This window comes from Candidatus Filomicrobium marinum (assembly GCF_000981545.1).
Taxonomy (GTDB): domain Bacteria; phylum Pseudomonadota; class Alphaproteobacteria; order Rhizobiales; family Hyphomicrobiaceae; genus Filomicrobium; species Filomicrobium insigne.
In genome coordinates this window covers 1,119,591-1,132,921 of the sequence record NZ_LN829119.1, presented here as the reverse complement: position 1 = coordinate 1,132,921, position 13,331 = coordinate 1,119,591, and the positions used below count along the sequence as shown (strand labels likewise).

Here is a 13,331-nt window from a genome sequence, read left to right as displayed (position 1 = left end):
TTCGCGTGGCTCGGATTAGCATCTCCCTTGGCGGCGTCATTATGAAACGATTGATGCAAATACGGCGTCATCTCCTCGCAGTTTTCGGCGTACTCGGCTTAGCGCTGCTTGCAATGGCGATGCCGTATTTCGTCTCGCATGATCGCTCTGAAGTCGTGCTCAACACATCCACGGTCATGGCCGCGGACCAGCACCACTATAGGGTGACGGCACCCGTCGCTCTGTTTGGCGGCCCATACGTTGTCGTAGAGAGTGGAACGATCGCGCTTAGCGAACGGAGCCAAAGGGCTGCTCAGGGCGCCGGTTCAGCTGACAAAATCATTATGAGTGGCGATGCGCAGCTGACGCTCAGCGACGGACGTATCGCCGTCAATCTCGCAGGTGTTGGCCCCGAGGCAGCAGACGCCGCACCAGCTTCGCTTTTCGCACCACTTGCAGCGGCCCTAGCCAGCATGCAGTTCAGTTCGTTGGCGCTTAGCGATTGTACGATCGTTCTTCATTCTGATCGGGAAACCGTGCAAGAGCTTCGCGGCGTCGAAGCGCTGGTCAAGCTTGCCAGCAGGGACACGCTTGCTGTCACCGGTACATTCTGGCTGCGCGGCGAAAAGCTTTCCTTCAGGACCTCGCTGAATATCGGCAATCACGCTCGTCTGGAACGACGGCTACCGATACAAGCGAAGATAACCGGCGATCTCATCGATACCACATTGCGAGGCCACCTGAGCGTTGGGAACCGAGCCCGATTGATCGCTCCAAACTCAGAGCTGAAGTTCTCTGATCTCGGCAAGGCCGCTCGATGGCTTAATATCGGTTGGCCAGCCCGATCCGCAATTGAAGCATTTTCCGCAACGGGCCTGATCGATTGGTCTGCCGGCATTTTGGTTTTCCAAGACGCGGTCTTTAAGTTTGACGGAAACCGTGCAACCGGCGCGATGTCAGTCAATTACCAATCGCCGCGTCCACAAGTCGATGGCACCCTCGCGTTTGACGAACTAAATCTCACCGGTCTGCTTGTTCAAGATGATGTGCGTGACGAAAGTTTGATCGAAGCGACGATGCGCAAGTCGTCGAACTGGCTGCCAGCGCGGCTCGGGCTCAGCGGAGAAGCCATCACAATGCCGCTGCTGCGAGACGTTGATGCTGATCTGCGCTTGTCGGCTGAACGCGTTCAAATTGGCTCGCTCGTTCTCGGACGCAGCGCCACTGCAGTCTCACTACGCGATGGCAAGATGCTGGCCGACCTTGCCGAACTGGAGTTCGAGGGTGGCGGCCAAGGCACGGTACAAATCAGCCTCGATGCGACGGAGCCGGACCCCAAATTGGGGGTCCGCGGGCGCCTGGAAGGTTTTGAGGTCGGCAATCTCGCGACGGCCTTGTTTGGCGGGGCGGTCGTTACCGGGCGCGGCGATGCCATCATCAATGTCAAGGCCACAGGCGACCGGTACTCGGATATCATGAGCACGCTGTCCGGTCGGATCGAGGTTCGTGTTCTTGATGGTGCTGCACTTACGCTCGACCTCGCCAAGATGGTCGCAGAGCACAGTACCGGCGTCGCCGCTCCAGTTGGTTGGGGCACGACGACCGGCCTGACGAACTTGAGCGAGTTCGACATGCGGTTGGCGTTCACGGATGGTTTAGCCCTTGTCGAGACGTTCTCTGCAAAATCGGGATCACAACTTGTATTCGGAAGCGGCACAATAGACGTTGCAGCTCAAAACCTGGACGCCAATATTTGGATTGGCGCCGAAGCACCGACTTCCAATGATGAAACGCCCATGGGGGATCTCATCCAGTTTCGGGGAGATTGGCACGCGCCGGGAATCTCAGTGACCCGTGCGCCGAGCCGACAGGCCGGCCGACGGGATCCAGACGGACGACCTGCAGACACGCCGGGCCGGGGCTAAACTCAGACTAAAATCCCTCACTTAACGGAATTTCGAACCTGCGACGTCGACGCTCGGGATCGATTGCCGTAGAGTATTTTTGCCCGCCGATACTCATTCGTAGTCGTTGAGGAACCCCGTAAATGTTTCGATTTCGTTTTTCCATTGCCGTCGCGATGTTATTTGCCGCTGGCGTTCTGCCAACCTTTGCACAAAGCCCGTCCAGCAACGAAACAGCGCAGCAGGCTACGCCAAGCGATGGCCAGAACGCAGCGAAGACAGGGGCGCGTTCTGATGTTCAACCCGAGAATGACACAGCCGCTACACCGTCAGCGGACGTAGAGGCTCCCGCGCCCACGAAGGACGTAGGGTCGTCGACATCTTCCCAGCAAAAGGCTGATCCTGCCGTGGTGGCCGAAGCGCCAGAGAAGAGGTTCACGGTGAGCACGTGGGGCGGCGCCTATGGGCAAGCCCAGAAGAAGGCCGTTGCCGTACCCTTCGGACGTTCTCACGACGTCGCCATCGAGGTCCTGACGGATGGAGACGGCAAAGCGCTCAGAGGTGACGTTGTCGAACTCAACGCGGCAGCCCTCGATGCTGCGTGCCAATCCGGTGAACTCGCCAAAGTCGACGCCTCTTTGCTTACCCCCGCTCCGGATACAGCCGACACGGCGCAACAAGACTTTATAGCGGATGGTGTGCACGACTGTGGGCCAGCCTCAATGGTCTGGTCCGCTGTCTTCGCGGTCAATGAGAACGCTTTGAAAGCCGGTACACCGAATGTTCTGCAGGACGTGTTCGACACAACCCGTTTTCCCGGTCGGCGGGTACTTATTAAATCGCCGCGCTATCTTTTGGAAATGGCCCTTATCGCCGATGGCGTTGCGCCGGAAGTTATTTATCAGCACCTATCGACCGATGAAGGTCTAGAGCGTGCATTTGCCAAGCTCGATAGCCTTGGCAAGGATCTCGTGTGGAAGGAGACAGCGAAACAAACGGAAGAAGACCTGATGAACGGTTCGGCGGTCTTTGCGCAGACATTCAACGGGCAGGCCTTTTATGCAGCAGCCTACGGCGCGCCAATCAGAATTATTTGGGACGGTCAGGTTTACACTATGAGCTTCTGGGCCATTCCAGCCGACGGGTCTTCACAAGACATCGCGAAAGAGTTCGTTGGGTTCGCTACGGCCCCAAAGCAGTTGGCGGCTGTCGCGGAGGAGATTGCCTACGGACCAGCGCGCGTTTCAGCGACCGCACTCGTGAAGCAACATGCCAGTATTGGGCTTGATCTTACGCCTTACCTCCCGACGCGCCCTGAAAATATGGCGCGCGCAGTGCCTTTTGACGCGGCGTGGTGGGACGAGAACGGAACACAGATTGATGCGAGCTTCGCCACATGGGTAGAAGAACGAGAAGCTGCCATGCGCCCCAAGCCGATGCCAAAGCCGGTGCGGAAGCCTGAGTAAACTGAGATCTGGGAATCGTCAGACGGTTGCGCGGCGGAGAAGCTGAGTGGGCAGGGATACGAGGCAGGCGACAACAAAACCAATCGGGGCTCCGATGATGCCGACAGCGCGTGTATCGATGCCCCACCAGTTGGCCAACTCTCGTGCCATTGTTTGAGCTTCGGCGCACGCGCCTGGCACCGCGTCCCGGCAGTTTTGACGAACTTCCTCAAAGGCTTCCAAACGCCAGGGGGGCATGTTCGAGACTTCGTGCCAGAGACCAAGGAATTGGACCGGAAAATTCTGCGTGCCGACGATGTAATAAAGAGCCACGGCAAACCCGGTGAGACCACCGACCGCCAACGCAATCGAATTTGCGCGCGGCGATATAGCCGCCAGAAGTATCATTGGGAACAGACCCGATGCGGCCAGCGAAAGCGCCCATGCGATGCGCGTTATCAGGTCAGCCTGAAGCTGTCCCGCTACAACGCCGGCGATGACCGCAAGAGGTACGGTAAGAGCCGCTCTCACAAGAGCGGACTTCCGATTGGGCTGTTCTCCTCCTTCGGTCTCTGGGGCAGACAGGACAAAGCGCAAGGCGCCGGCCATCACCGCAATCATGCTGCCGGCACAGAGCAAAGCCGCAACGGCAAGCGCACCAATCAGCAGCCAGCTTAACGCCTCGGGCAGGCGGGAGATTGCCGCCACGGAAGGTAAAATCGCTTCGGGATCTATCGTGACATCCTGAACATGAAGACGCCCTCCCGGCTCTGCACACTCATGCGCGCAGAGGGGAGGAGTTGTCGAATACGCAGATTGCTCCAGCCAGTTTGGAACGGAGCTCATTGTCATGCCGCGCGCGATACTCGAGTAGATATCCAGCTTGGTGAGCGTTGCGATCGCTGGCAGCGTGATGACCAGCAGAACAACAAAGAACAGACTCCACGCGCTCGCTTGACGTGCAATCGGGTCTGGCCCGGATGAGCTTATCCGAGTCAAGAGATGGGGTGCGACGGCAGCGCCGAGCATCAAAGATATTGAAAGCGCAGCAAAGTTCTCTGCCGAAAAGCTGTTGTTTGATTTCGCGAAGGGCTGGACAACGGCGGGGTCGGATAAGCCATCGAGAATTAGACTGCGTTCCAATACTGCCAGGTCTTGCAACCCGTGTCCGTACGCCAACTGAGGTATGGCGATGTCGAACGCCACCAGGGACATCAGGGCGGCGGCTCCGCCGACGAGACAGAGGATCGCGACATAACTCACTGCCTGGAGCGAGAGCGTAACTCTCGTTTGGATAACAGCGATGATTGTTGCCATGATGACGGGTAGCACCAAAACCCAAGCTTCTCCGAGCGCGCCGCTTGCGTCCGTAAAGCGCGTGTTCGCGAAGAGCGGGGACACAAGCCGGCGTACAACCTCAAACTCCGCACTGACCAATAGAGTCAGACAAACCAGAAGCATGGCGGTGGCAGCGTAAGGCGCAGCAATGCCGCCGGTACGTTTCGCCAGAAAATCCTCTAGCGATGCAGATTGCGCGCGGGCGAACGCTGGCGCAACCACACAGCCGACGAGCACGAAGCCTCCCGTAAGGCCAAGCGCAAAAGCGAGCCCATCGTAGCCGTAGGCATAGAGCGCTCCGATGAGCGCAACCGGTGCCGCGCCCGACATCCACAACCCTGCGGTACTCATACCAACGAAGAGGGGGGCAATGTTTGCGCGTGGCGCGCCGCGCCAAGGTAGAGCTACCCAGAACCCAAGCATCGCAAAAATGATGAGGGCCCCCTGCGCTGCCAAATAATAGGCAAGAGGAAAGCCGAGGATACGCACGCCATTCAGAAGCGGGGCAGCGAAATGCAACGCGAATGCGAAAATGCTCCAGATCAAAAGTGGTACCCACAGGGTGCGCTTTGATCGTGGTGCGTTCTCGCGTGATGTCACGGCCATGTAAATGTCCCCCGACCTCGAACGGCTTGGAGCCGACGCTTGCCAAGCTAGATGAGGGACATGGCAAACAATTGTGGGCCGGTCTATGGCAAAGGCAGTTACATGTCTTCGGCTAGACTGATTGTTACAAGGCCGTGCAGATATCGTTCAGCATGTTGCGCAGCCAGCCGTGCCCCTCGTGGCTGTCAAAGCAGCGATGCCAGACCATGTAGGTCGGCAGCGGGGGAACAACTGCCGGCAGAGGGTGGATGTCGATCTCACAGAGACGAGAGAAATAGCGCGCGACCTTTTGAGTTGTCGTGGCCACGTAGTGTTGGTTCTCGACGACGAAGGGCAACGTTGCGATCGTGGGCACAGAAAACATTATGCGCCGCAAGACACCGTGCTTTTCGAGATGGAGAGACGTCGCTGCTTTCCCTTCCTCTTCAGTACGGCCAACGACTACGTGAGGCAGCGCTTTCACATCCCCAAGGTCCAATGGCTTGTTCAAAAGCGGATGATTGCGCCGTGAAATCAGAACAAGCGGATCCTCATATAATAACTCGGAATGAAAGTCCGGCGCGTTCATGGGTTCATAATCAAGCGCGAGCCATGTTTCGCCGTACCGAAGATCGCGAAGCATATCCCGGGCCCGGCCGCCAGCAATTCGAAATTCAATATTGGGACAGTCGCGCACCCTTGCCGACAATTCGGGAACAAGGATTGCGTCGATCCCGAACGGGAAATCGAGCAAAAAAGTTTGCCGGCTTGTTTTCGGATCAAACGGCACGCCTGTGTGGCGCAAAGTCGAGCGGAGCGCGTCTAGAGCTGGACGTACATTGTTTGCAATCGCGTGTGCGCGCGCTGTTGGCCTGACGCCGCGCCCTGTACGCTCGAACAGACGTTCGCCACCCGTCATTACGCGCAAACGCCGCAAGGCATGACTTACTGCAGGTTGGGTTAGCCCTAAACGCTTTCCAGCTTTAGAGAGAGATCCTTCATCCATAACTGCGTCAAAGACTATAAACAAATTTAGGTCCTGCCGGGGATCTGCTCTCTTCTTCACAGCAGTTCCCTCGAATTTTTGTAGCTGATTCCTGAAAACATCTTTTCTCGATTGCGGTTTATTCTTTGAAATTATGGGCTTTGGCTTGGCTTAATTAACAAGATACTCAGTCTCGGGATCAATTCAAATTTTTGATAAAATTGATATAGTATTAAATCCCCTATAGATGCGGATCTCTTGAGCAGACAACGACGCTTCGTAAAAAAAAACGGAGTCGGCGAGAGGCTGATCTAAGATTGTACCCTGAATTGGGCTAAGGCCCGTCACTTCGCTGGGATCTGTGCCCTTAGGGCCATGACTTGGCCTCGTGCTCCGTCAATGAGCAATCTGACGTCGTTCGGCAGGGTGCACATGCCGAAGCCATCCTCGAAACGGCATAACGCCGTCTCAACACCATCGGTGTGGCAGGCGGTAAACAGGCCGGCGGCTTTAGCTTGAGTTACAACGCGCGCCATCGCGGCGAGGACCTCGGGATCTTTCGGCGCCATGGACGGCGGCGAACCGAACGAAAGCGACAAATCGCCAGGTCCGACATAGACGCCATCGAGCCCCGGTACGCTCAATATATCGGGCAAGTTCTCAATAGCTTCCCGGGTCTCGATCTGAGCTAGCAACACGATCTCCCGATCCGCTGCGGCTGCGTAGGCAGCGCTCGCTCCCGCCTGAGCATAAAGTGTCGCTCGGTTCGGGCCATAGGAGCGCTGCCCAATAGGCGGATACCGGCACGCGGCGACAAACGCCTCAGCGTCGGCGCGCGTATTTACCAATGGGCAAATGAGCCCATAAGCGCCAGCGTCCAGGAGCTTCATCATCAGGCCGCTCTCGTGCGAGGGAACGCGTGCAAAAGGAACGGCGACGGTTGTCGAGATGGCTTGCAGCATGGCGAATGCCGCCTCAAAGCCCATTGCTCCGTGTTGCAGATCGATCGTTACGCTGTCGTAGCCTTGGTGGGCCATGATCTCCGCAGCATAGGCACACGGGAGCGAGCACCAAGCGTTAATGACCGGATCGCCGGCTTGCAGCTTGGCCCTAACATTATTCTTGCGCATAAAATCTGTGAACTCCCACGATTGAGCGAAGTGTACCGGACTCACGCAAAAAGCGGTTTAAAGGCATTAAGTATACTTTTTTAGTACTCAATATGGTGTACGGTCGGCCCGTCCCCCGCGACACAATGGTACGCCGGGGGTACCTTACAACCGATTGAATTAACGCTATATCTTTGCCGCGGCCGGTAGCCTTTACCGGCCTTCGAGGGGTTAGGATTACCTACAAGTAAGAACGCAACGCTTGACATCTCGCTGCGGCGCAGAAAAAATATTGCAGTGCAACCTGCAATGATGACGCACCGCACGCGCACGGCCGGTCGTCAGCCTTCCATCCGGCTGACACGCCAAGACCCAGCTACCAAAGGTGCGATATGCACAAGAGGGCGCTCGGACGGCGTTTCCGAAGGGCCATGTAGCCGATCGCGAATGTTCTTGCGGACATGACTTGGAAAGGTCGGAGGATATGCGCAAGCAAGAGAATAACCTGCAACCGTCCGAACCTCGGCGTGGTGACGCCCGCGAAAACGAGGCGTACCTGAGGCTTGTTGGAGAACGGGTGCGAAATTTACGTGCACAGCTCGGCATGGCCCGAAAAGCTCTTTCGCAGGCTTCCGGCGTTTCCGAACGCTATCTCGCCGAGCTTGAACGCGGCACAGGCAACGCCTCTCTGCTCGTTCTACGGAATATTGCCAGCGCGCTCGGAGCGCGGATCGAAGATCTTGCCAGCGAGCAGGATGATCAAGCCGTCGACACCAGCCTCGGCTTCGATCAGCTAGAGCAACTGAGCCCAAGCGACGCGTCACCGCAGAAGCCGGTTCGCCGTTGGAACACCAACGGCACGCCGCTCGGTCGGATCGCATTGGTCGGCCTTCGCGGAGCCGGAAAAACCACGCTCGGACACGCCCTGGCCAAGGCCATCGGCGTACCGTGCATCGCCCTTGACCGGGAAATCGAGCGCGCTAGCGGCATGGAAGTCGCCGACGTCCTTGCCGTGCACGGCGAGGCCGTCTATCGGCGCCTTGAACGCAACTGCCTTGCGACCGTGGTCGAAACGGTTCCCCGCGCCGTTATCAAAACGGGCGGTGGCATCGTGCTTGAGCCCGAGACCATGGACCTCATGTTCTCAGGCTGCTTCGTCATCTGGATCACGGCATCGTCCAACGAATTGTTTGCGCGTGCACGCGGAAGCGCAGCTCTGCCTATCAACGGTTCCGGACGCCACGCTAAGGCCGTTTTAGAGGCAGCGCTGGCCGAGCGTGAGCCTCTCTATGCCCGCGCAGATGCAGTGATTGATACGACCGGCAAGAGCGTCGACGAGGCGCTTAGCGAGCTTCTGCGGATCGTGCAGGCTGCGCAACCTCGTGAGAACGCAACTCAGGCGCGCAGCACGACGCTTGATCGCCTCAAAGAGGATCGCCGCGACATCGAGTGTGCCAGCTAAACTCTGGCAACTCCCCTGACTTGAATAACGATCATGAGCATTAAGATCAGCGTCCGGAAACGGGCGCTGATTTTGTTTAGGACGTCAGCTTCCGGCATTCTTCATCGGCAGGCAGCGGATCACAACCCGTGTTCCGGACGCAGGTCTCAAGCGCGCCACGCAGCTTGTCCGAGAAAATACCGTCCAGAAACCCGTCGTACAGACCGGCCGCTTGAAGTCCGCATTGATAGAGCCGGACGATGCGGTTGCCGCCATAACGCATAGCCTGGGTATAGTCGCGCAGTGCGCCCTCAATGTCGCCGCTGGCTTGACGAATGTGCGCGCGCGTATCAAGTGCGTGGGGACTTTGCGGCGTCAACGCCAGAGCTCGCTCAACGTCGGCTGCCCCTTCAACGGGCTTGCCGGACTTGAAATACGCCCAGGCCCGGTTGTTCAGCGCGATGGCGAAATCCGGAGAAATTTCGATCGCTGCATCGTAGTCTGGAATAGCCAGATCATAGAGCCCTTTGAGTGAGTAGGCCAAAGCGCGCATCGCCAAAGCCTGGCTGCGTTCGCCGGGCGGTAGGGGGGTCTGAAGGAGTTCGGTGCAGCCCGAGATCCTGCGTTCGTTGTCCTGCCCGAAGCAATCGACCGAATGATCTTCCGTCGATGCGAACGATACCCCGACCGTAACGGTAGCGATCACCATTGTGAGACCCAGTACTCTGAAGATGTGCCGCAAACCGACCTCCAAAGACAATTTTGGTGAAATGCGCTAGGTGGCGTTCCCGGTTCCGGTTTCCGTCGCCTGATTCCTGCCGGATTAACCGCATTATCGCAGCGCAATTGAGGCAGAGCACAGTTAACTGTGACGCTAGGGCAGCTATGCTAGGTTCGCCACCTTCGCACGGCGCAGGAGATGTGAAAACCAGTGGAAGCCAAGCGCATCGTTCTCATCATGGGTGGCGGGATCGCCGCCTACAAGTGTCTAGACCTCATTCGCCGCCTACGAGAGCGCGGCGTAGACGTTCGGGTTGTCATGACACGCGCAGCCCAACAATTCGTAACTCCTCTCAGCGTTTCCGCATTGTCGAATGATCGGGTCTTCACTGATTTATTCGATCTCGATGATGAACGTGAGATTGGCCACATCCGGCTATCCAGACTTTGCGACCTTATCGTCGTGGCGCCAGCGACGGCCGATCTGATCGCTAAAGCGGCAAACGGGCACGCCGACGATCTTGCAAGCGCTGTACTCCTTGCCAGCGACAAGCAGATTCTGATGGCTCCAGCGATGAACCCAAAGATGTGGCTCAATCCGGCGACGCAACGCAATGTTCGCCAACTTGAAGCGGACGGGATCTCATTCATCGGTCCGGCGGTGGGCGAAATGGCAGAGTCGGGAGAGGCCGGGCCAGGGCGCCTCGTCGAACCTGCCGAGTTATTGGCTGCAATCGAAGCGCGGCTCCATCCTTCGTCAAGCGGCAGCCTTGCGGGCCGGCATGTGCTCATCACGAGTGGACCGACGCACGAACCCATCGATCCAGTGCGCTACATCGCCAATCGTTCGTCGGGCAAGCAAGGGCATGCAATTGCTGCGGCTGCGATTGCAGCTGGCGCTCGTGTAACGCTCGTTTCCGGTCCTGTCACCTTGGGAGCCCCTGCTGGCGCGACGACGGTCCAGGTGCAAACGGCTGAGGAAATGCTCAATGCCGTACGTGCTGCCCTGCCGGCCGACGTCGCAATATTTTGCGCCGCTGTCGCCGACTGGCGCGCAGCGTCCCCAGCTGATGAAAAGATCAAGAAGACGGGCGATGGCGAGAAGCCGCAGCTCGAACTTGTCGAAAACCCCGATATTCTAAAAACCATTGCCCATATGAAGACCGGTCGGCCAAACCTCATTGTCGGCTTTGCTGCCGAAACGGAAAACGTCATTGCCTTCGCAACGAGGAAGCGGCGCAACAAGGGTGCGGACTGGACTGTCGCCAACGACGTTTCTACGCACACCGGCGTTATGGGTGGGGATCGCAACCGCGTACATCTCATCACCGAAACCGGTGTCGACAGCTGGCCCGAAATGTCAAAACGCGAAGTTGCCGAGACCTTGATTGCGCGCATCAGCGCCCTTTTGCATGACAAGGCCCGCAGGGTGTAGCGCGTAGAAAGCGATAAGTCGTATGACCACAAGAACCAGTCTAGGGGCCGACGGCGCAAAGGTTAGCGTCCTGCGTTTGGCGCATGGCAAGGACCTACCTTTGCCGGCCTATCAATCTGAGGCTGCAGCAGGGCTCGACCTCATCGCTGCGCTGGAGTGGGATCATCCCTTAACCCTCACCCCGGGCGCACGGGCACTCATTCCAACTGGACTCGTACTTGAGCTCCCCATCGGGTTCGAAGCCCAAGTGCGACCGCGGTCCGGGCTTGCGCTGAGGCACGGCGTTACCGTTCTCAACAGTCCCGGTACAATCGATGCGGACTATCGCGGCGAAGTCAGCGTTCTTCTGGCCAACCTCAGTGGTGTTCCCTTTGAAATCCGGCGCGGCGAACGGATCGCGCAACTGGTTATCGCGCCGGTGACGCGTGTCGAACTCGTTGAAGTCGCCGAGCTTACGGAGACGGAACGTGGAAGCGGCGGCTTCGGCTCTACTGGACGGGAAAGCGCCAGAGCAGAACCACCCAAAGCTGAGAAGCCTGCGGCACCCAAGGCCAAAAAGGCTGCTACGCGCAAATCTCCCCCTAAAGCTGCCAAAGCTTCGCGATCTAAGTCGAAAACGAAGAAGGCCACCGTCAATAAGGGCTGAATGAAATCAAAGCCCTTTAGCAATTACAATATTGTTCCGGCCGCGCGAGGCTCGCTTCTTGGATGTGGTGGCCCTATCAAAGCGCCAACGGCTGATCAGAGGACACAAACCATGACAGACTCTCCGGATACGATTGCGGCTACGGCCAGCCAGAGTTGGGGACGGGGCCGCGTCTATGGGAACATATCCGAGACGATCGGCCATACGCCTCTGGTTCGGCTTGGCAAAGTTATAGCGGCGGCGCGCTCGGTCGCCGACGTGCTCATGAAGCTGGAATTTTTCAATCCGCTGTCTTCGGTCAAGGATCGCATTGGCCTGGCGATGATCGACGCGTTGGAGGCTGACGGGCGCATCACCCCAGGGCGGAGCGTGCTCATCGAGCCGACCTCTGGCAACACGGGTATTGCGCTGGCATTCATTGCAGCCGCGCGTGGATATCGCATCATTCTGATCATGCCGGAATCGATGTCGCTGGAGCGACGCAAGATCCTTGCCCATCTCGGCGCCGAACTTGTGCTGACGCCCGCGAGCGGGGGCATGGCTGCGGCGATCGAGAAGGCCAACGAATTAGCCAGTGCCATCCCTGGCGCTGTTATTCCCGCTCAGTTCGACAATCCGGCCAACCCGGCGATCCACGCCAAAACAACGGCAGAAGAAATCTGGTCGGATACAGGTGGCAACGTCGATGCGCTGGTGATCGGAGTTGGGACCGGAGGCACTCTGACGGGCTGCGGCCGCGTCCTCAAAGCGCGCAAGCCGGACCTGAAGGTAATTGCGGTCGAGCCGTCGGCTAGCCCCATCTTGTCCAAAGGGGAAAAGGGGCCGCACAAAATTCAGGGCATTGGCGCTGGCTTTATCCCTTCTATTCTCGATCGCTCGCTGATCGATGAAGTCATTACCGTACCGGACGACATGGCCTTTGAAGCCGCCCGTATGCTTGCGCGGATCGAGGGTATTCCGGGTGGGATTTCGACGGGCGCCAATCTGGCGGCAGCACTCACCGTCGCTGGACGCTCATCCATGTCGGGAAAGACGATCGTGACCTTCGCACCTTCAAGTGCTGAGCGTTACCTGTCGAGCGATCTGTTCGCGCAAACTGCTGAAGGAGCTGCCACAAGCGGTTGAGACAGCTTCGCCGGGTCGACGACTTAAGAAGATGACGCTTCTTTCAAGAACTCGGCGGACGTGAAAAGTGATGCGAAGGGGATGGTTGCGTCGCGATAAAGCTCCGTCGCGCCTGACTGGCGATCCAGGATCGAGATCACTAAGGAAATCTCGGCTCCAACCTCGCGCAGCGCTTCGATCGCTGACATCGCAGAGCCGCCCGTTGTCGTTACGTCCTCGACCACAACGACGCGCTTACCGCTGAGGTCGCTTACGCCTTCGATGCGTTGACGCGTGCCATGTCCCTTCACAGCCTTGCGCACGAAAAACCCCGGAATAGGTCGCCCCTGAAGACCACTTACCAATGCCAAGGGGCCGATCAACGGCACTGCGCCCATTTCAAGCCCGCCGATATAGTCCACCTCAACATCTTTCAGGCGATCCAAAATTAACTCGGACAGTGCCTTCGCGCCTTCGGGATCGAGCATCGTCGGCTTCATGTTGAAGTAGTGGTCGCTTTTGGCACCCGACGCCAACGTGATCTCGCCCCGGACGAACGACTTCTTCTTGATAATTTCGAATGCGCGCGCGCGGGCGGCGGCGAGATCAGACGTCATGAACAATTACCTTGATGGCTCCC

Annotated in this window: 11 protein-coding genes; 6 read left to right on the top strand and 5 right to left on the bottom strand. The window is 58.0% G+C overall.

The window, feature by feature from the left end; all coding sequences use genetic code 11:
* Positions 1–41 precede the first annotated feature (41 nt).
* Together YBN1229_RS05535 and YBN1229_RS05530 are read left to right on the top strand one after the other, a co-directional pair.
* Positions 42–1,904, top strand: coding sequence for an AsmA family protein (locus YBN1229_RS05535; protein WP_082101033.1), 1,863 nt, complete (start codon positions 42–44; stop codon positions 1,902–1,904).
* A gap of 122 nt (positions 1,905–2,026) precedes the next feature.
* Complete coding sequence (locus YBN1229_RS05530) at positions 2,027–3,349, top strand: extracellular solute-binding protein (RefSeq protein ID WP_046477308.1); 1,323 nt, start codon at positions 2,027–2,029, stop codon at positions 3,347–3,349.
* Between the two features lie 18 nt (positions 3,350–3,367).
* Here the strand turns inward: YBN1229_RS05530 and YBN1229_RS05525 are convergent, their stop codons facing one another.
* The 3 genes from YBN1229_RS05525 to YBN1229_RS05515 all read right to left on the bottom strand — a co-directional run bounded on the left by YBN1229_RS05525 (position 3,368) and on the right by YBN1229_RS05515 (position 7,366).
* Complete coding sequence (locus tag YBN1229_RS05525; protein WP_046477307.1) at positions 3,368–5,272, bottom strand: sodium/substrate symporter small subunit; 1,905 nt, start codon at positions 5,270–5,272, stop codon at positions 3,368–3,370.
* Between the two features lie 124 nt (positions 5,273–5,396).
* A complete protein-coding gene (locus tag YBN1229_RS05520) occupies positions 5,397–6,317 on the bottom strand; it encodes a LysR family transcriptional regulator (RefSeq protein ID WP_280136725.1) in 921 nt (306 codons plus the stop codon).
* Between the two features lie 263 nt (positions 6,318–6,580).
* Complete coding sequence (locus tag YBN1229_RS05515; protein ID WP_046477305.1) at positions 6,581–7,366, bottom strand: HpcH/HpaI aldolase family protein; 786 nt, start codon at positions 7,364–7,366, stop codon at positions 6,581–6,583.
* Positions 7,367–7,829: 463 nt separating this feature from the next.
* Here YBN1229_RS05515 and YBN1229_RS05510 point away from each other — a divergent pair, with 463 nt between their 5' ends.
* Positions 7,830–8,807, top strand: coding sequence for a shikimate kinase (locus tag YBN1229_RS05510; RefSeq protein WP_052743725.1), 978 nt, complete (start codon positions 7,830–7,832; stop codon positions 8,805–8,807).
* Positions 8,808–8,883: 76 nt separating this feature from the next.
* On the opposite strand, the gene YBN1229_RS05505 is transcribed toward YBN1229_RS05510, so the two are convergent.
* On the bottom strand, positions 8,884–9,528 hold the full coding sequence (locus YBN1229_RS05505; RefSeq protein WP_139165289.1) for a tetratricopeptide repeat protein: 645 nt from the start codon (positions 9,526–9,528) through the stop codon (positions 8,884–8,886).
* Positions 9,529–9,744: 216 nt separating this feature from the next.
* On the opposite strand from YBN1229_RS05505, the gene coaBC reads away from it, so the two are divergent.
* The 3 genes from coaBC to cysK all read left to right on the top strand — a co-directional run bounded on the left by coaBC (position 9,745) and on the right by cysK (position 12,712).
* The gene (coaBC, locus tag YBN1229_RS05500; protein WP_046480019.1) at positions 9,745–10,941 is read left to right on the top strand and encodes a bifunctional phosphopantothenoylcysteine decarboxylase/phosphopantothenate--cysteine ligase CoaBC; all 1,197 of its coding nucleotides are present in this window, start codon (positions 9,745–9,747) and stop codon (positions 10,939–10,941) included.
* Positions 10,942–10,963: 22 nt separating this feature from the next.
* Positions 10,964–11,587 (top strand): dUTP diphosphatase, encoded by a 624-nt coding sequence (gene dut, locus YBN1229_RS05495; RefSeq protein ID WP_046477303.1) that lies wholly within the window; start codon positions 10,964–10,966, stop codon positions 11,585–11,587.
* 111 nt (positions 11,588–11,698) lie between these two features.
* A complete protein-coding gene (cysK, locus tag YBN1229_RS05490; RefSeq protein ID WP_046480018.1) occupies positions 11,699–12,712 on the top strand; it encodes a cysteine synthase A in 1,014 nt (337 codons plus the stop codon).
* 23 nt (positions 12,713–12,735) lie between these two features.
* Here cysK and pyrE read toward each other — a convergent pair whose 3' ends face one another.
* Complete coding sequence (gene pyrE, locus YBN1229_RS05485; protein ID WP_046477302.1) at positions 12,736–13,308, bottom strand: orotate phosphoribosyltransferase; 573 nt, start codon at positions 13,306–13,308, stop codon at positions 12,736–12,738.
* Positions 13,309–13,331 lie beyond the last annotated feature (23 nt).